At 67.9% G+C, this 23,334-nt stretch carries 24 protein-coding genes and 1 riboswitch; of the genes, 13 read left to right on the top strand and 11 right to left on the bottom strand.

Annotated elements, in window-relative coordinates; translation table 11 throughout:
• The first annotated feature begins 127 nt into the window (after positions 1 to 127).
• The 4 genes from msrB (at position 128) to ACS0OT_RS02285 (ending at position 4,844) form a co-directional block, all read left to right on the top strand.
• Complete coding sequence (msrB, locus tag ACS0OT_RS02300) at positions 128 to 700, top strand: peptide-methionine (R)-S-oxide reductase MsrB (RefSeq protein WP_065179290.1); 573 nt, start codon at positions 128 to 130, stop codon at positions 698 to 700.
• Positions 701 to 702: 2 nt separating this feature from the next.
• Positions 703 to 2,472, top strand: coding sequence for a cytochrome c biogenesis protein DipZ (locus ACS0OT_RS02295; protein WP_262090896.1), 1,770 nt, complete (start codon positions 703 to 705; stop codon positions 2,470 to 2,472).
• A gap of 14 nt (positions 2,473 to 2,486) precedes the next feature.
• Positions 2,487 to 3,224: a peptide-methionine (S)-S-oxide reductase MsrA gene (gene msrA / locus ACS0OT_RS02290; protein WP_065179295.1), complete on the top strand. Its 738-nt coding sequence runs from the start codon at positions 2,487 to 2,489 to the stop codon at positions 3,222 to 3,224.
• 171 nt (positions 3,225 to 3,395) lie between these two features.
• Complete coding sequence (locus tag ACS0OT_RS02285) at positions 3,396 to 4,844, top strand: aminotransferase-like domain-containing protein (RefSeq protein WP_164093534.1); 1,449 nt, start codon at positions 3,396 to 3,398, stop codon at positions 4,842 to 4,844.
• 64 nt (positions 4,845 to 4,908) lie between these two features.
• Here the strand turns inward: ACS0OT_RS02285 and bioD are convergent, their stop codons facing one another.
• The gene (bioD, locus tag ACS0OT_RS02280; RefSeq protein WP_164093533.1) at positions 4,909 to 5,601 is read right to left on the bottom strand and encodes a dethiobiotin synthase; all 693 of its coding nucleotides are present in this window, start codon (positions 5,599 to 5,601) and stop codon (positions 4,909 to 4,911) included.
• Between the two features lie 68 nt (positions 5,602 to 5,669).
• Here bioD and ACS0OT_RS02275 point away from each other — a divergent pair, with 68 nt between their 5' ends.
• Both ACS0OT_RS02275 and ACS0OT_RS02270 read left to right on the top strand, forming a co-directional pair.
• Positions 5,670 to 6,152 (top strand): GAF domain-containing protein, encoded by a 483-nt coding sequence (locus ACS0OT_RS02275; protein WP_004140850.1) that lies wholly within the window; start codon positions 5,670 to 5,672, stop codon positions 6,150 to 6,152.
• Entirely contained in the window at positions 6,149 to 6,511 is a 363-nt protein-coding gene (locus ACS0OT_RS02270; RefSeq protein ID WP_065179286.1) for a TfoX/Sxy family protein, read from the top strand. The genes ACS0OT_RS02275 and ACS0OT_RS02270 overlap by 4 nt, the downstream gene beginning before the upstream one ends.
• Before the next feature lie 91 nt (positions 6,512 to 6,602).
• On the opposite strand, the gene ACS0OT_RS02265 is transcribed toward ACS0OT_RS02270, so the two are convergent.
• Positions 6,603 to 7,181, bottom strand: coding sequence for a histidine phosphatase family protein (locus ACS0OT_RS02265; protein WP_065179285.1), 579 nt, complete (start codon positions 7,179 to 7,181; stop codon positions 6,603 to 6,605).
• A gap of 143 nt (positions 7,182 to 7,324) precedes the next feature.
• Positions 7,325 to 7,547: riboswitch (cobalamin riboswitch) on the top strand.
• Between the two features lie 116 nt (positions 7,548 to 7,663).
• On the opposite strand from ACS0OT_RS02265, the gene btuB reads away from it, so the two are divergent.
• Positions 7,664 to 9,505 (top strand): TonB-dependent vitamin B12 receptor, encoded by a 1,842-nt coding sequence (gene btuB / locus ACS0OT_RS02260; protein WP_171957939.1) that lies wholly within the window; start codon positions 7,664 to 7,666, stop codon positions 9,503 to 9,505.
• A 98-nt stretch (positions 9,506 to 9,603) separates the two neighbouring features.
• Here the strand turns inward: btuB and gph are convergent, their stop codons facing one another.
• The 3 genes from gph to ACS0OT_RS02245 all read right to left on the bottom strand — a co-directional run bounded on the left by gph (position 9,604) and on the right by ACS0OT_RS02245 (position 12,042).
• Complete coding sequence (gene gph, locus ACS0OT_RS02255) at positions 9,604 to 10,260, bottom strand: phosphoglycolate phosphatase (RefSeq protein WP_139726682.1); 657 nt, start codon at positions 10,258 to 10,260, stop codon at positions 9,604 to 9,606.
• Positions 10,261 to 10,324: 64 nt separating this feature from the next.
• A complete protein-coding gene (locus tag ACS0OT_RS02250) occupies positions 10,325 to 11,116 on the bottom strand; it encodes a class I SAM-dependent methyltransferase (RefSeq protein WP_005415136.1) in 792 nt (263 codons plus the stop codon).
• Entirely contained in the window at positions 11,113 to 12,042 is a 930-nt protein-coding gene (locus ACS0OT_RS02245; RefSeq protein WP_442256025.1) for a LysR family transcriptional regulator, read from the bottom strand. Before ACS0OT_RS02245 ends, ACS0OT_RS02250 begins: the two co-directional genes overlap by 4 nt.
• Positions 12,043 to 12,150: 108 nt before the next feature.
• Between ACS0OT_RS02245 and ACS0OT_RS02240 the strand changes: the two genes are divergently transcribed.
• Positions 12,151 to 12,789, top strand: coding sequence for an NAD(P)-dependent oxidoreductase (locus tag ACS0OT_RS02240; protein WP_139726681.1), 639 nt, complete (start codon positions 12,151 to 12,153; stop codon positions 12,787 to 12,789).
• 92 nt (positions 12,790 to 12,881) lie between these two features.
• A complete protein-coding gene (locus tag ACS0OT_RS02235; RefSeq protein WP_164093530.1) occupies positions 12,882 to 13,793 on the top strand; it encodes an MBL fold metallo-hydrolase in 912 nt (303 codons plus the stop codon).
• Between the two features lie 311 nt (positions 13,794 to 14,104).
• Here ACS0OT_RS02235 and dinB read toward each other — a convergent pair whose 3' ends face one another.
• Positions 14,105 to 15,199, bottom strand: a complete 1,095-nt coding sequence (gene dinB / locus ACS0OT_RS02230; RefSeq protein WP_139726679.1) for a DNA polymerase IV — start codon at positions 15,197 to 15,199, stop codon at positions 14,105 to 14,107.
• A 190-nt stretch (positions 15,200 to 15,389) separates the two neighbouring features.
• Between dinB and fabA the strand changes: the two genes are divergently transcribed.
• Positions 15,390 to 15,905 (top strand): 3-hydroxyacyl-[acyl-carrier-protein] dehydratase FabA, encoded by a 516-nt coding sequence (gene fabA / locus ACS0OT_RS02225; RefSeq protein WP_005415130.1) that lies wholly within the window; start codon positions 15,390 to 15,392, stop codon positions 15,903 to 15,905.
• On the top strand, positions 15,905 to 17,113 hold the full coding sequence (fabB, locus tag ACS0OT_RS02220) for a beta-ketoacyl-ACP synthase I (RefSeq protein ID WP_065179278.1): 1,209 nt from the start codon (positions 15,905 to 15,907) through the stop codon (positions 17,111 to 17,113). Before fabA ends, fabB begins: the two co-directional genes overlap by 1 nt.
• A 149-nt stretch (positions 17,114 to 17,262) precedes the next feature.
• Here the strand turns inward: fabB and ACS0OT_RS02215 are convergent, their stop codons facing one another.
• From ACS0OT_RS02215 to ACS0OT_RS02205, 3 genes are read right to left on the bottom strand one after another with little or no spacing between them, the layout of a single operon-like run.
• The gene (locus ACS0OT_RS02215) at positions 17,263 to 17,946 is read right to left on the bottom strand and encodes an HAD family hydrolase (protein WP_164093516.1); all 684 of its coding nucleotides are present in this window, start codon (positions 17,944 to 17,946) and stop codon (positions 17,263 to 17,265) included.
• A complete protein-coding gene (locus tag ACS0OT_RS02210) occupies positions 17,943 to 18,644 on the bottom strand; it encodes a pseudouridine synthase (protein WP_053498050.1) in 702 nt (233 codons plus the stop codon). Before ACS0OT_RS02210 ends, ACS0OT_RS02215 begins: the two co-directional genes overlap by 4 nt.
• Positions 18,641 to 19,705, bottom strand: a complete 1,065-nt coding sequence (locus tag ACS0OT_RS02205; protein WP_065186688.1) for a class I SAM-dependent methyltransferase — start codon at positions 19,703 to 19,705, stop codon at positions 18,641 to 18,643. Before ACS0OT_RS02205 ends, ACS0OT_RS02210 begins: the two co-directional genes overlap by 4 nt.
• A gap of 158 nt (positions 19,706 to 19,863) precedes the next feature.
• Between ACS0OT_RS02205 and ACS0OT_RS02200 the strand changes: the two genes are divergently transcribed.
• A complete protein-coding gene (locus ACS0OT_RS02200) occupies positions 19,864 to 20,127 on the top strand; it encodes a hypothetical protein (RefSeq protein ID WP_005415125.1) in 264 nt (87 codons plus the stop codon).
• A 70-nt stretch (positions 20,128 to 20,197) separates the two neighbouring features.
• Here ACS0OT_RS02200 and ACS0OT_RS02195 read toward each other — a convergent pair whose 3' ends face one another.
• Positions 20,198 to 20,491: a DUF3247 family protein gene (locus ACS0OT_RS02195; protein WP_019660923.1), complete on the bottom strand. Its 294-nt coding sequence runs from the start codon at positions 20,489 to 20,491 to the stop codon at positions 20,198 to 20,200.
• 43 nt (positions 20,492 to 20,534) lie between these two features.
• A complete protein-coding gene (locus tag ACS0OT_RS02190; protein ID WP_065186687.1) occupies positions 20,535 to 22,523 on the bottom strand; it encodes a hybrid sensor histidine kinase/response regulator in 1,989 nt (662 codons plus the stop codon).
• Between the two features lie 244 nt (positions 22,524 to 22,767).
• On the opposite strand from ACS0OT_RS02190, the gene ACS0OT_RS02185 reads away from it, so the two are divergent.
• On the top strand, positions 22,768 to 23,331 hold the full coding sequence (locus ACS0OT_RS02185) for a DUF3016 domain-containing protein (protein WP_049412742.1): 564 nt from the start codon (positions 22,768 to 22,770) through the stop codon (positions 23,329 to 23,331).
• Positions 23,332 to 23,334: the final 3 nt, after the last annotated feature.

Here is a 23,334-nt window from a genome sequence, read left to right as displayed (position 1 = left end):
GGGGAGGCGGGTTGCATTGTGGCGCGGGACGGCCGCCGATACCTCACGAAAAATTGAATCCTGCGTGAGGATTCGTTGACCCGGGCGGGCGCAGCATGGCCCCGTCATCCCCTTCCCGGAGTCCGCCATGTCCTTGTCCCGCCGCCATCTGCTGGGCCTGGGAGGTGTTGCCACCGCCGCCGGCCTGCTCGGCCTGGGGGCCTGCAGCCGCGCCGCCCCGGCCGCCGCTGAAGCGCGTCCGTCGCGACAGTTCGAGGTCATGCACAGTGATGCCGAGTGGCGCCAGCGCCTGACCCCGGCGCAGTACGCGGTGCTGCGCCAGCAGGCCACCGAACGGCCGTGGAGCAGCCCGCTCAACAAGGAACACCGGCAGGGCACCTTCGCGTGTGCCGGCTGTGCGCTGCCGCTGTTTTCCTCGTCCACCAAGTTCGAGAGCGGCACCGGCTGGCCCAGCTTCTGGGCGCCGCTGCACAACGCCATCGGCGAAGACCGCGACGTTACCTTCGGGATGCTGCGGGTGGAGGTGCACTGCCGTCGCTGTGGCGGCCACCTCGGCCATGTGTTCAACGATGGCCCACGCCCGACCGGGCTGCGCTACTGCATGAACGGTGCAGCGATGGTGTTCGTTCCCGGCGCCACGGATGGCACTGCCGACGGCTGGCGGGTGCCGGTCGGTTCTTCCCCTGTTTCCGGAGCCTGACGATGCTGCTGTTGCTGCTTGCCTACCTGGGGGGCGCACTGACCCTGCTCAGCCCCTGCATCCTGCCGGTGCTGCCGTTCGTGTTCGCGCGTGCCGACCGTCCGTTCCTGCGCAGCACGCTGCCATTGCTGCTGGGCATGGCGCTCACCTTCACCGTGGTTGCCAGCCTGGCCGCGGTGGGCAGCCAATGGGTGGCACAGGCCAACCAGGTCGGGCGCTGGATCGCCCTGCTGCTGATGGCGCTGTTCGCGGTCGCCCTGCTGTGGCCACGAGTGGCCGACCATCTGCTGGCGCCGTTCCAGCGCGTGGGTGCCCGTCTGAGCGCGCGCGCCGATGCCGCGGATGCCGCTGGGCGCGGCGGCGCGTGGACCTCGCTGCTGATCGGCATCGCCACCGGCCTGCTGTGGGCACCGTGTGCAGGTCCGATCCTCGGCCTGGTGCTGACCGGTGCCGCCCTGCATGGTGCCAGCGTGGGTACCAGCGCCCTGCTGCTGGCGTATGCGCTGGGCGCGATCACCGCGCTGGCACTGGCGGTGTGGGTGGGCGGCCGGGTGTTCCGTGCGCTGCAGGCGCGGCTTGGACTCGGCAATGCACTGCGCAAGGTGCTGGGCGTGGCCGCCCTGCTGGCGGTGGTGGCAATCGGCTTGGGCTGGGATACCGGCCTGCTGACCCGTCTTTCCACGCTCAGCACCGCGCGTATCGAGCAGGGCCTGCTGGACGCGGTACCCGGCGCGCAGCCGGCGGTACCACCGATGATGATGATGGCCGGTGCCGACGCCGCTGGCGATGCACCGCTGCCGGTCGAAGGCACCCTGCCCGCGCTGGACGGGGCCACCGGCTGGCTCAACAGCCCACCGCTGACGGCCCAGCAGCTGCGCGGCAAGGTCGTGCTGGTCGATTTCTGGACCTACTCCTGCATCAACTGCCTGCGTGCGATGCCGTTCGTTCACGAATGGGAGCGCCGCTACCGCGACCACGGCCTGGTGGTGATCGGCGTGCACACGCCGGAGTTCGCCTTCGAGCGTGACCCGCGCAACGTGATGAAGGCGGTGCAGCAGCTGAAGGTCGAGTACCCGGTGGCGCTCGACAACCAGTACACGATCTGGCGCGCGTTCAACAACCGCTACTGGCCAGCGCAGTACTTCGTTGATGCGCAGGGCAACATCCGCGGCCACCAGTTCGGCGAAGGCAACTATGCGCGTTCGGAACAGATGATCCGTCGCCTGCTGACCGAAGCCGGGCAGGCCAACCTGCCGCCGCCTGCCGATCCTGCTGCCGCCGACCTGAAAGGCGTGGCCGTGCAGGCCGACATGGGCAACCTGCGCTCGCCGGAAACGTATCTGGGCCACGCCCGCGCCGAACAGTTCGCCTCGCCCGGCGGGCAGCGCAGTGATGCCGCGTTCGACTACTCCTTGCCGACGACCCTGGCGCTGAACCAGTGGGGACTGTCGGGGCGCTGGACCGTCACCGATGAAGCCGCACAGCTGCAGCAGGCCGGTGGCCGCATTGCCTTCCAGTTCCATGCGCGCGACCTGCACCTGGTGCTGGCGCCCAGCCGCGACGGCAGGCCGGTGCGCTTCCGCGTCTGGCTGGATGGCAAGGCGCTGCCCGCCGCCGATGCCGGTAGTGATGTCGGCGCCGATGGCAGTGGCGTGGTCGACGAGCATCGCCTGTACCAGCTGGTACGCCAGCGCGGCACGGTCGGTCCGCATCGCTTCGAGATCGAATTCCTCGATGCGGGCGTGCAGGCCTATGCCTTCACCTTCGGTTGAACCGGGAGCACATGATGAAACTCTCCTTTGAACAGGGCATCGCCGCCGGTGTGGCCGGCCTGGTGGCCATGGCATTGATTGCCGGGGTGCTGCTGGTCGATCACGGTGCGGCTGCGGCGCCGGTCGAAGCCAGCGCGCAGATCCAGGCACTGCCGGCCCCCACCGGCGATGCGGCGTTCCGCGATGACGCCACCCACGCCAGCGTGGTGTTTGCCGGCGGTTGCTTCTGGGGCGTGCAGGGCGTGTTCCAGCACGTCAAGGGCGTGAGCAATGCGGTGTCCGGCTATATCGGTGGCAGTGCAGCCAATGCGCGCTATGAGCGCGTCAGCGGTGGACAGAGCGGTCATGCCGAAGCTGTAAAGATTGACTACGACCCGCGCCAGGTCAGCTATGGACAGCTGATGCAGGTGTTCTTCTCGGTCGCGCACGACCCGACCCAGCTCAACCGCCAGGGTCCGGACCACGGCAGCCAGTATCGCTCGGCGATCTTCAGTGATGACGCCCGCCAGCAGGCGGCCAGCCGTGCCTACATCGCCCAGCTCAGCCAGGCCGGCAGCTACCGCGCACCGATCGTCACCCAGCTGGTCAGCGGCCAGCGCTTCTACCCGGCCGAGAGCTACCACCAGAACTACATGACCAACTACCCGCAGGCCGCCTACATCCGCTACTACGACGCACCGAAGCTGGCGGCCCTGGCCAGGCAGTTCCCGGCGCTGTACCGGCGCGAGGCGGTGCTGGTGCCGATGCGCTGACGGCATTTGCCCTGGGGCTGATCGGTGCTCGGCTCTACACACAAAAAAAGACGCACGGCGGTCCCGCCGTGCGCTTGGAATGCGCCAGCCACGCCCCGATCAGGCCCGGCCGACGACGACATGCTAGGCTCGCCATCATCATGGGTACAGCACCAGATGGCGGGATGTTCGATGGATACAGATGACCAGGCCACGATGATCCCTCCACGCTACCAGCGGCTCTCCGACGAACTGGCTGAGGCCATCCACGGCGGTCGCCTTCCGGTCGGCAGCCGCCTGCCTTCGCTGCGGCAGATGGCGTCACAGCGCAGGCTCAGCCTCAACACGGTGATCGCCGCCTATCGCCAGCTGGAAGATGCGGGCCTGGTCATTCCGCGGCCCAAGGCCGGCTTCGAGGTGGCGCCGCGGCTGTCGGTGCCGGAACGATCATTGCGCGATGCGCCCTCGGCACCCACCGCACCGCTGCAGCAGGTGCTGATGGCGCGCGTGCTGGAAGCGCAGCGCCGCCCGGGTGTGGTCGACCTGGCCTTCGCCGGCCCGCGTGGTCGCCAGTTCTATCCCGGCGCGCAGTTGGCCAAGCACACCGCGCAGGTACTGCGCCATGGCCAACAGACGGTGGAGACCTACGCGCGCCCGAATGGTTCACCGCGGCTGCTGGCGCAGATCGTGCGCCGCAGTCCGCGCATGGGCCTGCACACCCACGCCGAGCGACTCCTGCTGACCCATGGTGCGATGGAAGCCCTGCAGCTGGCGTTGCGCGCGGTCACCCAGCCCGGTGATGCGGTGGGCATCGAGGCGCCGTCCTACTTCAACCTGTATCCGTTGCTGGCCAACCTCGGCCTGCAGGCCATCGAGTTACCCACCCACCCGCAGCACGGACTGGATGTAGGTGCACTGGATGCGCTGCTGGAGCACACGCCGCTGGCCGCACTGGTGGTGATGCCGACCGTGCACAACCCGCTCGGCTGCACCATGCCGACCGCCGCCAAGCAACGCTTGGCCGAGCTGGTCAACGCACGGCAGCTGCCCCTGATCGAGGATGCGGTGTACGCCGAGCTGCAGTTCTGCGAGCCACCGGCCCCGTTGCTGAAAGCCTTTGATCGCGATGGCTGGGTGATGGTGGTCGGTGGCTTCTCAAAGACACTGGCGCCGGATTACCGCATCGGCTGGCTGGATGGCGGTCGCTTCGCAGAGCGCATCGCGCTGCTGAAGTTCCAGTCCACCGGCGGTGAGCCGCAGCTGCTCGGCGATGCGGTGGCCGCGTATCTGGAAGCAGGCAGCTACGAGCACCATCTGCATCGCATGCGCCGCCTGTACCGCGAACAGGTGGGACGGCTGCGCCAGCTGGTAGCCGAGCATTTCCCGGCAGGCACCCGCGCCACCGAACCACAGGGCGGATTCCTGCTGTGGCTGGAACTGCCGGGCGTTGACACGCGCGAGCTGTTCGAGCGAGCGCTGCAGGAGGACATCGTGTTCATGCCCGGCCAGGTCTATTCGCGTGGTGCGCGCTATCGCCACTGCCTGCGGCTGTCGTGCTGCCAGAGCCTGGATGCGCGCTTCATCGGTGCGGTGGAACGGCTGGGTGCGATCGCGCGGGAGCTGGCGGCTGCAGCACGGTAGTGCCGGCCGCTGGCCGGCAACTGCACGGACGTGATTCATCGAGGTTGCCGGCCAGCGGCCGGCACTACCCCAGGTCGTCGAGCAGGTGCGCCGCCAGCGCTTCACCACTGGCATCCGGCAGATGCGGCAGCCGTCCCCAGCACGGCATCGGCAGGCGCTGCTGCAGCGTGGCGATGTTCTCGTCCTGGCGCTGCATTGCCGGGTCGATGTGGTTGCCGATCCAGCCCAGGCAGTCCACGCCGCTGGCCTGCAGCGATTGCGCGGTCAACCGCGCGTGGTTGACGCAGCCCAGCCGCATGCCCACCACCAGCAGCACCGGCAGCTGCAGCGCACGCACCAGGTCGAGCTGGTCCAGCGTGGCCGAGACCGGCGCCAGCCAACCGCCCACGCCCTCCACCACGACGATATCGGCCTTCGCGCGCAGGCGTTCGAACGCGGCCACGATCGGCGCCAGCGCCACCTGCACGCCGTCCTCGGCAGCAGCCAGCTCCGGTGCCAGTGGCTGCCGCAGCGCATAGGGATTCAGATCGGCATAGTCCGGCACCGGCCAGCTGGCCGCCTGCAGCGCCAGCGCGTCCTCGTTGCGCAGGCCCTGCCCCAGATCCTCGCTGCCGCTGGCCACCGGCTTCATGCCCACCGCGCGCAGGCCACGCTGGCGCAGTGCATGCAGCAGCGCGGTGCTGGCCGCGGTCTTGCCGATTTCGGTATCGGTGCCGGTAACGAACAGGGCGGGCGGCAGCGTAGCGGGCAACGGCATCGATCGGCTCCAACAGGGCAACAGTGCGTGCATTATCGCCGGCCCGGTGCACTTGCTAGACTGCGGGCATGTTCGCCAATGCCTCGCTCACCGGCAGCAAGCCGGAACAATACGCCCAGCTGCTGGAACAGGCCCGTGGCCTGGTCTACGCCGAGTCCGACCGCATCGCCAACGCGGCCAACCTCTCCGCACTGGTCTATCACGCCCTGCCCGACCTGAACTGGGTGGGCTTCTACCTGTATGACGGCAAGGAACTGGTGGTCGGCCCGTTCCAGGGCCTGCCGGCCTGCGTGCGCATCCCGCTGGACAAGGGTGTGTGCGGTGCCGCCGCCAGCCAGCGCGTAACCCAGCGCGTGGACGACGTCGATGCCTTCCCCGGCCACATCGCCTGCGACTCGGCCTCGCGTTCGGAGCTGGTGGTGCCGCTGCTGCGCGGCGATGAACTGATCGGCGTGTTCGATATCGACAGCCCGAAGGTCGGCCGCTTCGACGCCGACGATCAGGCCGGCCTGGAAGCCATCGCCCGCGTGTTCGTCGAGGCACTGGGATGAGCGCACCGAAGCTGCGCAACATCGGCCCGAAGAGTGCAGCGTGGCTGCGCCAGGTCGGGCTGCGCAGCCGCGAGGACCTGGTTGCGATCGGCGCAGTTGGCGCCTTCGTCAAGGTCAAGCGGGCCGGCTTCAAGCCCAGCCTGAACCTGCTGTACTCGCTGGAAGGCGCATTGCTGGACTGCCACTGGCAGGAGCTGAGCGAGCCGCAGCGTGAAGCGCTGGTGCAGGACTACGAAGCGCGCATCGCCGCGCATCCGCTGAAGTCGGCCGGCCCGGCGTCGGGCCCGGTGCATGAGCAGCGCTTCGATGCCGACGATGACGCTGAAGACAGCGTTGCCGAGGGCGCGGACGAGGATTGACTGCACCGGTAGTGCCGGCCGCTGGCCGGCAACTGCGTGATCCTTGCAACGTTCCTGAGGCTGCCGGCCAGCGGCCGGCACTACCGATGGACTACGGCTGCTGCAGTTCCAGCAGCTCGCCCACCAGCCCGACCTCGCCCCGCTCCAGCCACACCCGCAGGCGCGTGCCGTGGTCGATGCGCAGGGCCCAGCACAGCGACATCGGCAGGCCGCAAACCTGCGACAACACCATGCGCAGCGGGCCACCATGGCTGACCACCAGCGTCGGCACCGGATCATCATCATCGAGCAGGCGATCCAGCGCGCGCGCGATACGCCGCTCGAAATGACCCCAGCTCTCGCCGTTCGGCGGCGGGAACGCATGCGGATCGGCATGGAAGGCGGCCAGCGCATCTTCCGGCAGGTCGAACAGCGACTGCCCGTCCCAATCGCCGAAATCCAGTTCTTCCCATTCCTCGTCCGCTTCGACGTCCAGCCCGCGTGGGGTGGCCAGCGCCATCGCCGTGTGCAGGGCGCGCAACCGCGGTGAACTGATCACCCGCTCCCAGCGTTGCCCGGCATAGGCCTCGACCAGCTCCTGCGGCAGGCCGGCCAGCTGCGGTGGATCGCTGCGGCCATCAAGGAACTCATCGCGACCGTTGCCGGCATGGCGGACCAGGTCGAGGATCATGCGTGCGTCCCGGACGGGCGACGCAGGTACAACGGAGAACGGGCAGACATCGGTAACGGCACCACGGGATCGAGCAACCATTCTAAAGGCACAGCAGAGGCAGCCGCGCAGGCGCGACGCAACGGGACGGCCTGCGATGCCGTAGACTGCGCGCACTTCCAGGTGACCTGCGGCCGTGGCCGGCAGGTTGAAACGGGAAGCCGGTGACGCGTGATTCCATGCCAGGCCGGCGCTGCCCCCGCAACGGTAAGCACGTCAGTTCCAGGCAACACCGCCACTGTGCCGCAGGCATGGGAAGGCGCCTGGACGGTGGCCTCGCGCCACCCGGCGGCAAGCCCGGAGACCGGCCCGGAAGCCTCAGGTCGCGATGCGGTGGGCATGGCGCTGGATGACCGTGGCGTGCGCTGCGGCATCGGCGCGTGCCTGCCTTCGCGGCTCCTCCCCTTCGCCACGCGGGCGTGCGTGGCACCTGGAGTCCCCCCATGAAGCTGCAGTCCCGAATGCTGTCCCTGGCCGTACTGGCCGCCCTGCCCGCGCTGGCACAGGCCGCCGATGACACCACCGCGCTCGACCAGATCCTGGTCACCGCCACGCGCACCCCGATCGCCCTGCAGGACAGCATCGCGCCGGCCCAGGTGATCGACCGCGCGCAGATCGAATCCAGCCAGGCCACCTCGCTGCAGGAACTGCTGCGCGGCCGCGCCGGCATCAACCTGACCAATGCCGGCGGGCTCGGCAAGCAGAGCTCGCTGTTCCTGCGCGGCACCAACTCGGGCCACACCGTGGTGCTGGTCGACGGCGTGCGCATCAACAGTGCCGACCTCGGCCTGGCGATGTACCAAGACCTGCCGCTGGCGCAGATCGAGCGCGTGGAAATCGTGCGTGGCCCGCAGTCGAGCCTGTACGGCGCCGATGCCATTGGCGGCGTGATCCAGATCTTCACCCGCCGCAACCAGGGTGATTTCGCCCCGCACTTCCAGCTCGGTGGCGGCAGCAACGGCCTGCGCGAAGCCAGCGGCGGGATCGGCGGCGGGACCGAACGCGGCTGGTTCGGCGCCGACATCGCCTACCAGCATTCCGATGGCATCGATGCCTGCCGCGGCTCGGCAACGCTGTTCACCGGCTGCTTTGCCGACGAACATGACCGCGATGGCTACCGCAACCTGTCCAAGAGCCTGCGCGGTGGCTACACCTTCAACGACCAATGGAACGTGGAAGGCAGTGCATTGCGTGCCGACGGAAAGAACCATTACGACGGCTACTACAACTATTCGGAAACCCGCCAGCAGGTGCTGGCCGGCAAGGTGCGCTACACCCCGTCCGAACGCCTGGCGTTCACCGCCAATGTCGGGCGCAGTGACAACGAGTCGGACAACTTTGGTGACTTCGGTGCCCGTGGCAGCGCTCAGACCCACCGCGACAGTGCCTCGCTGCAGGGTGACTTCGCCTTGGCCGAAGGCCAGCTGCTGAGCACCGGCGTGGACTGGAGCGAAGACAACCTGGATGGCAGCAGTGCCGGATATCGGGTCGACAGCCGCCGCAACACCGGCGTGTTCGTGCAGTACCAGGGACGCTTCGGTCGCCACCAGCTGCAGGCCAGCGCGCGCAACGACGACAACCAGCAGTTCGGCAACCACGCCACCGGCAGCCTCGGCTGGGCGATGGAGCTCGGCCACGGCCTGCGTGTCAATGCCAGTTACGGCACTGCGTTCAAGGCGCCGACCTTCAGCGACCTGTACGACCCGTGGAGCGGTGTGCCGACGTTGAACCCGGAGAAGTCCAAGAGCACCAACCTGGGCGTTTCGCAGCAGGGACAGGGCTGGCACTGGGGCCTGGACGTCTATGAAACCCGCATCGATGATCTGATCACCTACGATGCGGCGACCTTCAGGATGCAGCAGGTGGAGAAGGCGCGCATCCGCGGTGCCGAACTGACCGGTGGCGTGCTGCTGGCCGGCTTCGACATCAACGCCCAGCTGAGCTACACCGACCCACGCAACCGCACCGGCGGCAGCACCCAGTTCGACAACTGGCTGCCGCGTCGTGCACAGCAGACCGCGCGCCTGGACCTCGATCGACGTTTCGGGGCCTTCCGCGCAGGCCTGACGGTTCAGGGAGCGGGCAAGCGCTATGACGATGCCGCCAACGCGGTGAAGGTGGCGGGTTACGGCACGCTGGATCTGCGCGCCGAGTACGCGCTGACGCCGTCGTGGTCGCTGCTGGCGCGTGCCGCCAACGTGTTCGACCGCAGGTATGAGACGGTGGCGTGGTTCAACCAGCCGGGCCGTGAGTACCAGGTGAGTGTGCGTTACCAGCCGAAATGATCGCGACGGTCATGGTAGTGCCGGCCGCTGGCCGGCAACATCATGACCTTCGGCAACGCATTCCGGGTTGCCGGCCGGCGGCCGGCACTACCCCTGCGTCAGCCCTGCAACCCCGGCAGTTCACGCAGGTCATCGATCACCGCCACCGCATGCGCGGTGGCCAGGTCCAAGCCGCGCGGGTAGCCGTAGCGGACCAGCGCGATCGGCATGCCCGCATCTTCGGCGGCGCGGTAGTCGGTCAGCGAATCACCCACCATCAGGCAGGCATCGACCGGCAGCCCGAAGTGCGCAGCGATATGCCGCAGCGGCTCACCGCTGGGCTTGCGCTGCGGCAGTGAATCGCCGCCCAGTACCAGCGCGAACGCATCACCGATGCCCAGGTGCTGCAGCAGCGGCGGCACCAGTGCTTCGGGCTTGTTGGTGCAGATCGCCAGTGGCACGGCGCGCGCGCGCAGCTGCGCCAGTGCGTCGGCCACGCCATCGAACAGGCGCGGGCTGCGCAGCAGGCATTCACGGTAGTGCACCATGAACACCGGCATGACCTCGGCCAGGTCGACCTCACGACCGGCGGCGTGCACGGCCTGTTCGACCAGGCGGCGCACACCGTCGCCGATCCAGCCGAGCACGGTGGCTTCCGGCACCCGTGCCATGCCGATGGCTTCCAGCGTGCGGTTCAGCGCTTCGGCGATGTCAGCTGCGCTGTCGACCAGCGTGCCATCGAGATCGAATACGACCAGCGGATAGGGATACGACAAGGGACGACGCCTGTACAACGTGGGGCCGTCCATTGTACGCCGCGCTTTTTCCCCGGGATCGGCCTCAGCCGATCCTGCGTGCGCGGGTGGCCAGAAAGGTGGGCAGGTAACGGTCGATCAGGAAGCGCGGCTTCGGCTGCCAGTCTTCCATGAACCGATCAATCACGAAGCCTGCATCCAGCTGACCGCCGATCAGTTCGGTCAGGCTGTGGCCAAAGGTCAGCGCATCGCCGCGGGCGAGTTTCGCCTCACGCTCTGCGGCGGGCAGGTCTTCCAGGTCCGAATAGGGAATGGCGTACTGCGGCCGGATCAAACCCTGTGCATCCAGCTGCGGATCACGTGCACCGACGAACAGCACGGGGTTGTAGAAGCTGGCCATCAACATGCCATCGCGCGCCAGCACGCGGCGGCATTCGGTCCACACCGGGCGCACGTCGGGTACGTACAGGTTGGAGATCGGATGGAACACCACGTCGAAGCTGTCATTGGCGAATACGTGCAGGTCGCGCATGTCGCCCTGCACCGTGCGCAGCTGCAGGCCGTCGCGCGCAGCGACCCTGCGGTCCTGTTCCAGCTGCCCGTCGGACAGGTCGAACACGGTGACGTCGGCGCCCGCAGCGGCCAGCACGGGTGCCTGCTGGCCGCCGCCCGAAGCCAGGCACAGGATGCGACGGCCGCGCACGTCGCCCAGCCAGTCCAGTGGCAGCGCGCGTGGGGTCAGGTGCACCTGCCAGCGGCCTTCGCGCGCGGCGGCAATGGTTGAACTCTCCACCGGGCGCGACCATTCGCGCACTTCGCTGGCCTGGCGGTCCCAGGCAGCACGGTTGTGGTCGATCAAGGCCTGTCCATGGTTCATGTGTTCTCCTTGCCCGGTGGGCGCCAATCCAGATCCTGGAAGGCCGGGCTGGCGAAACACTCGGCCAGGTAATCCAGGAATCGCCGCATGATAGCGGGCTGCTGGCGCCGTGACGCGTACACGGCATGAATGCCGAGCTCGTCCAGACTGAATCCGGGCAGCAGTTCGATCAGCTCGCCGCTGCGCAGCAGTGGCGCCACCTGGTAGGTCGGCAGCATGGCGATCCCGGCACCGGCGCGTACCGCCTCCAGCAGCAGCGAGGCCTCGTTGGCGCTGATGTTGCCGCCCACCGCCACCGACAGCGAACGGCCATCGCGGTGCAGCTGCCACAGGCTCTTGCCGACGTAGTGGTGGGTCAGGCAGTTGTGCGCGGCCAGGTGCTCCGGCGCGGTCGGCGTGCCACGCGCCTGCAGGTACGACGGCGTCGCGCACAGTACCGAGCGGCAGGTGGCCAGCCGCCGCGCGATCAGGCTGGGGTCGATCTGGCGCGCGATGCGCACGGCCAGGTCCACGCGCTCCTCGACCAGGTTCACCGTACGGTCGACCAGCAGCAGCTCGATGCGCGCCGCTGGATGGCGCGCGACGAAACCGGCCACCGCCCGTGCCAGGTGGCTCTGCCCGAACGACACGCTGGCGGTCACCCGCAGCGTGCCGTGCGGCTCGGGATCATCACTGGCCAGCTCGCCCTGCAGTTCTTCGCCGATCGCCAGCATCTGCCGGAAGCGCGCCAGCGCCGCCCCGCCCGGGCCGGTCAGGCTGACCCGGCGCGTGGTCCGGTGCAGCAGGCGTGCACCCAGCCAGCCCTCGACCTCGGCCAGGTAGCGGCTGACCATCGCCCGCGACATGTCCAGCACTTCCGCGGCGGCGGTGAGGCTGCCGCGCTCGGCCACCTCGACAAACACGGTCATGGCGGTCAATCGGTCCATATGCTCGATCCACGCAACAAACAAGCGCGTTATACGCTGTTTTTCGAGCGACTGCAGCAGCCTAGAGTGGCCCCATTCCCAGCCCACATCGCCCCACGGAGTCCTGCCATGAAGATCGCCCTCGTTGGTTCCACCGGCAACATCGGCCGCCAGATCGCCCGCCACGCGCTGGCCCACGGCCACGAACTCACCGTCATCGTGCGCAGCGCGCAGGACCTCCCGGCCGAACTGGCCGGCGCCCATCCGGTGATCGCCTCGCTGGATGACCAGGACGCGCTGGTCGCCGCCATCGCGGGCCACGACGTACTGGCCAGCGCCTACGGCCCGCGCCCGGGCGACGACATCGGCCGCGTGGGCGAGATCGCCGCGCAGCTGGCGGCCGCCGCGCGCAAAGCCGGCGTACCGCGCCTGGTGGTGGTGGGTGGCGCTGGCAGCCTGGAAGTCGCGCCGGGCGTGCAGCTGGTCGATACCCCCAACTTCCCGGAAACCTACAAGCCGTACGCGCTGGCCCATCGTGAAGCCTTCAATCGCCTGCAGGCAGTGGACGACCTGGACTGGACCTTCTTCTCGCCGGCCGCCGAAATCGGCCCGGGCGATGAGCGTGGCCAGTATCGCGTGCAGCCCAAGGCCTTCCTGGCCGACGCCAGTGGCCACAGCCGCATCAGCTATGCCGACTACGGCGCCGCGTTCGTCGCCGAGCTGGAAGCGCACGCTTACCCGAAGCAGATCATCACCGCCGCGTACTGATCCAGCTACGCCCCTTGTAGAGCCAAGCCCGCGCTCGGCTCTACGCGAACATGCAGCCGGGCATTGGCCAGGCTCTACACAAGGAATTTCCCATGCGTACCGCTGCCCTGCTGCTTCCCCTCGCCCTGGCCGCCACGTTCACCAGTGCGCCGCTGCTGGCCGCACCGGCCACCGCGGCGCCGGCCGCCGCGACGAAATCACAACTGCACCTGCAGACCTTCCATCCCGGCCCGCAGGCGATGTTCTCGGTATCCTCGGTGCTGATCGAAGGCCGGCATGACGCGATCCTGGTCAACGCGCAGTTCGGCGCCAGCGACGCACGCAAGCTGGTCGAACGGATCCGCGCCAGTGGCAAGCAGCTGACCACGATCTACATCAGCCACGGCGATCCGGACTACTACTTCGGCCTGGCCACCCTGCAGGATGCCTTCCCGCAGGCACGCATCGTCGCCACTGCGCAGACCGTCGCCCACATCCAGCAGACCCGGGCCGGCAAGCTGGCCTACTGGGGACCGAAGATGGGTGCCGACGTGCCGGCGCGCATCGTGGTGCCGCAGGTGCTGGACGGTGATGCCCTGCAGCTGGAAGGCCAGCGCCTGCCGTTGATCGGCCTGGATGGCCCGACCCCGGACCGCACGGTGCTGTGGGTGCCGTCGCTGCGCGCGATCGTCGGCGGCATTCCGGTGGTGGCCGGCGAGCACGTGTGGATGGCCGACACGCAGACGCCGAAGTCGCACACTGACTGGCTGCAGACCCTGCAGCGATTGCAGGCACTGAAGCCGAAGGTGGTGGTGCCGGGGCATTACGCGCCGGGTGCGGCGCTGGATGCCAGTGCGTTGCGCTTCACCGCGGACTACATCCGCGCGTTCGACGCCGAGGCGGCAAAGGCGAAGGACAGTGCGGCGCTGGTGCAGGCGATGCAGGCGCGCTATCCGAAGCTGGACGGCGTGGCGTCGCTGGAGCTGAGTGCGAAGGTGGCCAAGGGCGAGATGCCGTGGCCATGAGATAACGGGGTTCTTCTGCAGGGCTGCGCCCTGCACCTGCAGAGGCAACAGCAACAGCCGAAGCAACAGCCGAAGCTGGTTTCCTGAGGGTGGGCGGGGTGGGTGCGGTTGCGGGGGACGCCGTCAATCCGTCCATGGAGGCTCGGTCGCGCCATCCATGGCGCTCACGCCCCCGCAACCGGACCCACCCCGCCTTCGACAGTTTCCCGCTATCTGTCGGAACCTGCTGCTGATGGTGGGTGCCGACCGTTGGTCGGCACGGGGTCGGATCCCGTTGCTGCGCAACGGGCTCTGACCCCGCTGTTTGATGATTAGGTATCTGTGGGATTGATCATGTCGTGCTCGAACAATTCCCCCTGCACCACCGCCTCCTTCTCGCGGAAGCCGCCCAGCCCGACGCCAACCAGGCGGTAACGCGTCTCCGCCGGCAGGTCGACGCGGGCGCGCAGGGCCAGCGCGATGTCGCGCAGTTCTTCCATCGATTCCGGCGGGCGCTCCGGGGTGAAGCTGCGGGTGAGGATGCGGAACTGCGCGGTCTTCAGCTTCAGCACCACGGTATGGCCGACACGCTCGGTCTTGCGGGTCGCCTTCCAGGTCTTCTCTGCCAGCTGCACGATGGCCTCGGTCAGGTCTTCCAGCAGCAGGTCTTCGGCGAACGTGTCCTCCGAGGAAATCGACTGCACCTGCTGGTCCGGCTCCACCGGCCGCTCGTCGATGCCGCGTGCGCGGTTGTACAGGCTGCGGCCGAAACTGCCGAACGCTTCTTCCAGATCGATCAGTGCCCACTGCCGCAGGTCGCCGCAGGTGGCGATGCCGCGCGCGGCCAGCTTGCCTTCCATCACCTTGCCGACGCCAGGCACCCGGCTCACCGGTAACGGCAGCAGGAAGGCGTCCACCCGCTGCGGCGGAATCACGAACTGGCCATCGGGCTTGCGCCAGTCCGAGGCGATCTTGGCCAGGAACTTGTTCGGCGCGATCCCGGCTGAAGCAGTCAGGTTCGTCTCCTCACGGATCTGCATGCGGATGGTACGGGCGATATCGGTCGCCAGTTCGATGCCGCTCTTCGGCTCGGTCACGTCCAGGTAGGCTTCGTCCAGCGACAACGGCTCAACCAGGTCGGTGTGGCGCAGGAAGATCTCGCGCACCTGGCGTGACACCGCCTTGTAACGTGCGAAGTCGGGCGGCACGAAGATCGCATCCGGGCACAGGCGTTCGGCCCGCACTGCCGGCATGGCCGAACGCACGCCGAACACGCGTGCTTCGTACGATGCCGCGCACACCACCGAGCGTGCGCCGCGCCATGCCACAACCACCGGCTTGCCGCGCAGTGACGGATCGTCGCGCTGCTCCACCGACGCGTAGAACGCGTCCATGTCAACGTGGATGATCTTGCGCAGTCGGGTCATGTCAGGTGGAAAAGGCGGGGCCGGGCCGGGTGGGCCACACGCCGAAGTATGGTCGTTGCACATCAACAGGATGCGCGTATTCCCTTGAAAACACTACGGTTGCGTACGGTTGAAATGTTTGATCGGGACAGTTTCCACGGGCATTCTCGGGCGCTTGTTTCCCTGTTCTCCGCTTCCAGGATTGTGCTTCATGACCCGTCTCCACGCGTTCAACCGCGAACAGCTGCTGGCCAGCGCACGCGGTGAACTGTTCGGCACCGCCGCCGGCCGTTTGCCCAACGACCCGATGCTGATGTTCGACCGCATCACCGACATCCGCGAGGACGGCGGACCGCATGGCAAGGGCATGGTACGCGCCGAACTGGATATCCGCCCGGACCTGTGGTTCTTCGGCTGCCACTTCATCGGCGACCCGGTGATGCCAGGCTGCCTGGGCCTGGATGCCATGTGGCAGCTGACCGGCTTCTTCCTGACCTGGCTGGGTGCACCCGGCAAGGGCCGCGCGCTGGGCTGTGGCGAGGTGAAGTTCACCGGCCAGGTATTGCCGGACGCCAAGCTCGTACGCTACGAGATCGACATCAGCCGGGTCATCAACCGCAAGCTGGTGATGGCCCAGTCGGACGCCCGCATGTACGTGGACGACCGCGAAATCTACAGCGCGCGCGACCTGCGCGTCGGCCTGTTCACCGAAACCGGGAGCTTCTGATGCGTCGCGTCGTCATCACCGGCATGGGCATCACGTCCTGCCTCGGCAATGATCTGGATACCGTTTCGGCCGCGCTGCGTGAAGGACGCTCGGGCATCACCGCCCTGGCCGACCACGCCGAAGCAGGCCTGCGCAGCCAGGTCGGTGGCCGCGTCGACCTCGACCTGGACGCCTTGATCGACCGCAAGCAGAAGCGCTTCATGAGCGACGCGGCGGCCTTCGCCTACCTGGCCATGCGCGATGCCATCGCCGATGCCGGGCTCAGCCCCGAGCAGGTCAGCAGCCTGCGCACCGGCCTGATCGCCGGTTCCGGTGGCGGCTCCAGCGAATGGCAGATCGGTGCCGTCGACCTGCTGCGCGAACGTGGCGTGCGCAAGGTCGGCCCGTACATGGTGCCGCGCACGATGTGTTCGACGGTCTCGGCCTGCCTGGCCACGGCCTACCAGATCAAGGGCGTCAGCTACTCGCTGTCGGCTGCCTGCGCGACCTCGGCGCATTGCATCGGCGCCGCTGCGGACATGATCCGGCACGGTGCGCAGGACATCATGTTCGCCGGCGGTGGCGAAGACCTGCACTGGTCGATGAGCGTGATGTTCGACGCGATGGGTGCCCTGTCGACCAGCTTCAACGAAACCCCGGCCAGTGCCTCGCGCCCTTACGACAAGGACCGCGACGGCTTCGTCATCGCCGGTGGTGGCGGCATGCTGGTGCTGGAGGATTACGACCACGCCGTCGCACGCGGTGCGCACATCCATGCCGAGCTGATCGGCTATGGCGTCACCTCCGACGGTGCCGACATGGTCGCGCCCTCCGGTGAAGGTGCGGTGCGCTGCATGAAGATGGCGCTGCAGGGTGTCGATCGCCCGCTGGACTACCTGAACACCCACGGCACCTCGACCCCGCTGGGCGATGTCACCGAGCTCAACGCGATCCGCGAAGTGTTCGGCGATGCGGTGCCGCCGCTGTCTTCGACCAAGGCGTTGTCCGGGCACTCGCTCGGTGCAGCCAGCGTGCACGAGGCAATCTACTGCCTGCTGATGATGCGCGATGGCTTCGTTGCCGGTTCGGCCAACATCGGCGAGCTGGACCCGAAGGTGGAGAGCTTCCCGATCCTGCGCGAGAGCCGCGAGGAGAAACTGGATACGGTGATGTCCAACAGCTTCGGCTTCGGTGGCACCAACGCTGCGCTGGTGTTCGGGCGGGTGTGATTGAAAAGGTGTGCCGACCAACGGTCGGCACCCACCAGAAGATGTAGAGCCGAGCCCATGCTCGGCTCAGTGCCGACAAACGGTCGGCACCAATAGATGTAGAGCCGAGCCATGCTCGGCTCAGTGCCAACCAAGGTCGGCACCCACCGCTACTTCGGCAGCAACGGCAGCAGCAGCGCGTGCGCGTCCACCAGGGATCCAACGATCCGGTGTCCCAGGGCACGCAGCTCTTCATCAGGATGCACCAGGTCCGGCACCTGGATCACGGTCATGCCGGCCGCCAATGCTGCGCGCGTACCGGCCGGTGAGTCTTCCAGCGCCAGGCAGCGTTCCGGGGCCTGGCCCAGCCGCTGCGCGGCCAGCAGGTAGATATCCGGCGCCGGTTTCGGCCGCGCCACGTCGCCACTGGTGATCACCGCATCGAAGTACGGCAGCAGGCCAGCGGCCGTCAGCTTGCGGTTGGCCCGCGGCTGCCGCGTGGTGGTGGCCACCGCCCGCGGTACCGCGTGCACTTTCAGCAGCTCCAGCAGTTCCAGGATGCCCGGACGCAACGGCAACCCGGTCTGTGTGCGTGCCTCATACAGGTCGTGGCAACGTGCGGCCACCGCATCGATCACGCTGTCCTCGATGCCCTGCGCGCGCAGCAGCGCGTGCGAATCGCGGTCGCCGAGGCCGACCATGCGCAGGAACACCGTTTCATCCAGGCCCAGTCCGAACTCGTCGGCGGCCTGGCTCCAGCAGGCCAGCGAAACGCGCTCGCTGTCGATCATCAGGCCGTCCATGTCGAAGATGACGGCGTCGGGGAGGAACGGCAGCGCAGCAATGTTGGTCATGAAGCGAACAGCGTATCCAGGTCGGTGGAAGTGAGCTGCCGCCATTGCCCCTCGTCCAGCCCCTGCAGGTCCAGCCCGCCGACGCGGCTGCGATGCAGGGCCTGCACGTGGTTGCCGGTGGCGGCGAACATGCGGCGTACCTGATGGTAGCGGCCTTCGTGCAGCACCAGCCGCGCACGGCGCGCATCCAGCACCTCCAGTTCAGCCGGCAGCAGGGGCGTCTTCTCCGATTCCAGCATCAGCGTGCCGCTGGCGAACAGCGCCACCTCGTCGCCGCGCAGGTCCTCGCTCAACTCGACCTCATAGACTTTCGGCAGCTTCGACTTCGGCGAAATGATCCGGTGCAGCAGGCCACCATCGTCGGTCAGCAACAGCAGGCCACTGGTCTCGCGGTCGAGGCGGCCGACCGTGGACAGCACCGGATCGCGGTCGCGGAAGCGCGGCGGCAGCAGGTCGTAGATCAGGCGCCCGGTGTCCTTGGTCGAACAGGTGTAGCCGGCCGGCTTGTGCAGCGCGATCGACAGCCCCGGCGGTGGGTCCAGCGGCTCGCCATCGACCCGGATGGCGTCATGCGGCACTTGGTCGTCGGCATACAGCACCTCGCCATCGGCGTCGGTGACGCGGCCTTCGCGGAACATCCATTGCACCTGCTTGCGGCTGCCATAGCCCAGGTTGGCGATGTGCTTGACCAGCTTCACTTGCCCTTCCCCTTCACTGCTTCCACCAGCTTGAAACCGTCGCGTTCGGCGACCACGCGCACCGCGCCGAAGCTGTCGTTGAGGGTGTGCTCGTAAGGCAGGTGGCGGTTGGCCACCACGTACAGGCGCCCGCCCGGGCGCAATGCCTGCGCAGCCACGGCGATGAAGCGCTGGCCGATGTCCGGGCGGTCAGCGCGCGACGGCGTGTGGAACGGCGGGTTGCTGATGATGACGTCGTAGCCCGGCTCGATGCCGGCGGTGACGTCCTGCCACAGGAAGCGCAGCGGCAGCGGGCGCGGTGGCGGCGCCAGATTGAGCTCGGCCAGCGCCAGTGCGCGCTGCTCGGCCTCGTACAGGTCCAGCGCGGTGATCTTCGGGCAGCGTTCCAGGAGTTCGCGCGACAGGTAGCCGTAGCCGGCGCCGAGGTCGGCGGCGCGTCCGGCCAGGTCGGCCGGCAGGTGCTCGGCCAGCAGCGCCGACGCCGGATCGATGCGATCCCAGGCGAACACGCCCGGGCGGCTGAGGAAGCGACCGCCCACGATCGGGCGCACCGCATCCAGCGCCGACCAGCGCCTGGCCAGGTCAACGTCGTGCTGGCGCTGCAGCGGGGCGGTCCAGTACACGCGGCAGTGGTTCTTGGTCAGGCAGCCACCGAGGCCGGCCAACTGCTTGAGGTCGCCCTCGCCCGAACGCGCACCTTCGTTGTTGGACTGGCAGGCAACGATGCGGCCGCCGTCGGCGACCAGCGCCAGCGCACGGGCGAACAGCGCACGGGCTTCTTCGCGCTGGCGCGGCGGCAGCACCAGCACCAACGGGTAGCGGCCCTTGCCGGCCGCGTCATCCAGCTGCCCGCTGACGGTCCAACCGGCAGCCTGCTGCAGCGGTTGCGCGAACGGGGCGAAGCTCTGTTCGCAATGCACCTCGCGGTTGCCGGCCACTTCGCGCAATGGCCAGCCATCGCGGGCACGCAGGAAGGCCACCGGGCCCTCCGGCCAGCGCAGGGCGCCTTGGGAGAACGGCAGGAGCAGGGTCTGCAGGGGGGCGTCGTCGCTGGAGGCCATCGGCGCGGGTACTTCAAGCGTGAGGGCCGTCCATTGTACCGGCTTGGCCGGGCCGGCCCCGGCGGCCCGCTTTGCGAAACCCGAACGGGGCCTTGATCCGCCAGAAACATTGAAACGTTCAGGGTAGAGGCTCCCCCCGGAAACCCAGGAGAACCTGCATGCGAGCCTTGTTCGTCGGTGGCGTGGTCGACAACAGTGAAATGGACCTGGAAGGCAGCCATCCGCCCGTGCACTACCCCGAGGACACCGGCGGCGGCCACTCGCGCTACCGGCTGCATCAGATCGGTCATGGTGCCGACGGCAGCGTTGCCTACGCCGTCTATGGGGCACCGGACCTGGCCGATGACGAGGTGGCGAGGGTTGCAGAGGAGCGGGCGTACGCACGCCGATTCGAGGCGACGCCGACGTTGTTCGAGCATTGACACATCCGTAGCGCCCTGGCCCACGCTCGGACGGCGGCAGAGCCGAGCGTGGGCTCGGCTCTACCTCGGATCAAGGCGCCTTGGGTGGCAGGCGGTTGATACTGGCGATTTCATCCAGCCACACATGGTGCTGCTGCACCGGCGTGTCGTAGTCATCCAGGCGCAACTGGCCGTTGCTGCCTTCATCACCAGCGGCGTTGCGGTATTGCTGCACAGTTGGCCTCACCGCCACCGTGCCGAGCAGGCGGCGGCCATCGTGCAGAATCAGTTCCACCTGCGTTTCGCCATCCAGCTGCGGCAGCAGGGCTTCCAGGCGCGCGATCTGCGCCGGATCGGTGTGGATACGTGGAGCTATACGGGACATCGGCGACCTCCTGACTGCAGGGTCGCCTATCGGCCGTGAATGTTCAGTGCAGCGCGCTGTCCGCGCGCGGCACCTGCACCTTGCGCACGGCAGCCACCAGCTGCGCTACCGAGTACGGCTTGGCCACATGCTCCTGGAAGCCCGAGGCCAGCGCGCGGCGACGGTCGTCGGCACGCGCCAGTGCAGTCACCGCCACCGCAGGCAAGGCCGCCGCGTCCACGCCCATGTCCTCGCGCAAGGTGCGCACCAGCCCATAGCCATCCATGCCCGGCATGCCGATGTCGGTCAGCAGCACGTGGTATTGCAGGTGGCCGGTGTCGGCCAGCAGTGCCAGCGCTTCGCCGGCCGAACTGGCCGCAGACACGCTGGCGCCCTGCTCTTCCAGCATGCGCCGCAAGTACTCCAGCACTTCCGGCTGGTCTTCCACCGCCAGCACATGCATGCCGCGCAGCGGATACGGCTCGACGATCACCGGCTCCAGGATCGGCCCGCTGATCACTTCGCGCAGCGGCCGCCGTTCGGCATCGGGAACATGCTGGGGCAGGCGCACGGTGAAGGTCGCGCCGTGGCCGTGGCCCTCGCTGGCCGCAGTGACCGTGCCACCATGCAGTTCCACCAGCTGCTGCACGATCGCAAGGCCCAGGCCCAGGCCGCCATGGCGGCGGGTGGTGGTGCCGTCGGCCTGGCGGAAGCGGCTGAACAGATGATTGAGGAATTCGGGTGCGATGCCATCACCGCTGTCACGCACGGTGATCTCCCAGTAGTTGCCGTCAGCCCGCAGCTGCAGGTCGATGCGGCCTTCAGCCGGGGTGAACTTGATCGCGTTCGAGAGCAGGTTCCAGAACACCTGCTGCAGGCGCGTGGCGTCGCCCAGCACCAGGCTGGGTTGCGTGGGCAGCTGCAGGTGCACGTCCAGCGCCTTGCCTTCGGCCACCAGTTCCTGCGCGCCGATCGCCTCACCCAGCACCGCGCACAGGTCCAGCACTTCCACCTCCAGCTGCACCTTGCCCAGCAGCATGCTGCTGAGGTCGAGCATGTCCGAGATCAGCCGCTTCTGCGCACCGGCGCTGTTGGCGATCACGTTCAGGCCCTTGTACAGCGGACTGGTGTTGTCCACTCGCTGCAGAAGCAATTCGCTCCAGCCGAGGATGGTAGTCAACGGCGTACGCAGCTCATGCGACAGCGTGGCCAGGAATTCATCCTTCAGCCGCGCCATGTTTTCCGCAGCACTGCGCGCGGCACGCTCGGACTGCAGCAGTTCCTCGCGGGCCAGCTCGATCTCGCGGCGTTCGGTCACGTCCGGGCTGCTGCCGGCCAGGCCGATGAAGCGGCCCATGCGCGAGAAGCGCGGGCGGGCGTTCATCTCCAGCCAGCGCCACTGGCCATCGGCACGGCGTGCGCGCACCAGCGCATGCATGGAGCGCTGCGCCTTCAATGCTTCCTGCAGTTCGTACTCGAAGACCGATGCGTCGTCCGGATGCACCAGGCCGCGCCAGACGTCCTCCGGCACGCGCGTCTCGTCACCGCCGAAGAACTCGCTGAAGGCACTGTTGACGAAACGGGCATGGCCGCGCTCGTCCAAGACCCACACCGGCATCGGCAGGCCGTCGGCCAGCGCACTGAAGCGGGCTTCGCTTTCGCCCAGCTCCACTTCCATCTGCTTGCGTGCGGTGATGTCGAAGAACAGGATGCCGACCTTGTCCTCGCCCGGCCGGCCCACGCGCACCGCATCCACCGCGAACGAGCGGCCCAGCGCACGCGCCTCCATCTCGAACTGGGCCGGGCGGCCGCTGCGTGCGACCTCGCCATAGATGCGGAACCAGTCCTGCTCATGGCCGGGCTCCAGCGCCGTCATGCGCTTTCCACGCGCATCCTTCAGCCCTGTGTGGCGCTCGAAGGCATCGTTGACCTCGATGAAGCGGTAGTCGACCGCACGATCACCCTCGAACAGCACCTGGATCACGCAGAAACCGGCGTTGATGCGCTCAAGCACGCCATGATGCAGGTCGGGTTCGGGCGCCGGCACCGTCATCGGTGGGCGCTCCACAAGGGGCGGCAGTGTGGACAAGGGTGTCTGTGCAGGCCAGGTTGGAGGCACAGCATCTTCCAAAGGGCGTATTCACAGCGTCAAGCGCCGTCAGTCATGGTTGACGTCGATGAATTGGCGGCAACCGCTCTTGCAGACGACGCATGCGGCCATTGCCGATACCGGGAAGCAGGATCACACTCGATCTGTGATCAACATCGCCCCCATCGAGGGGACGCAGGAGACCGTGATGAAACGCTCACTCGCGATTGCCCTGTTGGCAGGCGCCCTGGCGGCGGGCGGCGCCAGTGCGGCACCGCGCACCGTGACCGACCCGGAAGCTCCCCGCGCATTGCAGGCCGATGGCCCGGTCAGCGTGAAGTGGGACGATCCGGCCAAATTCACCGAGATCCGCCAGAGTACCAACCGCTTCGAGGCCGAGCGTGGCGACTGGGTGCAGCAGCTGGCACGCTACCTGCAGACCGCTGCCGCCAAACCGCTGCAACCGGGACAGACGCTTGATGTGACCCTGGTCGACATCAAGCGCGCCGGTGACTACGAGCCGTGGCACGGCCCGCGCGGCCGCGACATCCGGATCATGCGCGACATCTACCCACCGCGGATCAGCCTGCAGTACACGCTGAAGGACGCCAGCGGCCGCATCGTCAGCGAGGGCGACGCGCGCCTGAGCGATACCGGCTACCTGCACAACATCGGCCTGAAGAGCGACAGCGATCCACTGCGCTACGAGAAGCGCCTGATCGACGACTGGGTGAAGCGGCAGCTGACAGCGCAGGCCACCGCAGCACGGTAGGCC

This window comes from Stenotrophomonas maltophilia group sp. RY12688 (genome assembly GCF_052149045.1).
Classification (GTDB): Bacteria; Pseudomonadota; Gammaproteobacteria; order Xanthomonadales; family Xanthomonadaceae; genus Stenotrophomonas; species Stenotrophomonas sepilia.
This window is presented reverse-complemented; position numbering and strand designations above follow the sequence as displayed.